Here is a 414-nt window from a genome sequence, read left to right as displayed (position 1 = left end):
CTCGTTTCACTCGTCAGCTCCTACGCTCCTACGCCCCTACACAGTTAAAGCATTGGGAGAAGCAGAGCATGAGCAACCCGATCATTGAACTGAACCTGATGGAATTCTGCGAAGCCGCCGCATTGGCCGATGTCCATGTGATCGAAATTATCGAACATGGCATCCTCGAACCTCACGGCACGGCCCCCACGGACTGGCGCTTCACTGATTACGAATTGGTCCTGGCCCGGCGTGCAGCCAAGCTGCGCCGGGAGTTGGAGCTGGAATGGGAAGGTGTCGCCCTGGCGCTGGACCTGCTGGAAGAGGTCCAGCAACTGCGCAGTGAAAACCGCATGCTCAAGCAGCGGCTGGGGCGGTTGGTGGAATGAGACAAGCCCGGACATAAAACTCTGTGGCGAGGGAGCTTGCTCCCGC

1 protein-coding gene is annotated in these 414 nt (G+C 58.7%); it reads left to right on the top strand.

The annotated features are described in order from the left end of the window. Positions 1-68 precede the first annotated feature (68 nt). On the top strand, positions 69-368 hold the full coding sequence (locus tag OC610_RS28930) for a chaperone modulator CbpM (RefSeq protein ID WP_264433249.1): 300 nt from the start codon (positions 69-71) through the stop codon (positions 366-368). The last annotated feature ends 46 nt before the right edge of the window (positions 369-414 follow it).

It is taken from the genome of Pseudomonas agronomica, from assembly GCF_025917275.1.
GTDB classification, from domain to species: Bacteria; Pseudomonadota; Gammaproteobacteria; order Pseudomonadales; family Pseudomonadaceae; genus Aquipseudomonas; species Aquipseudomonas agronomica.
Note: the sequence above shows the minus strand (reverse complement) of the source record. Positions and strands in the feature narration are given on the sequence as shown.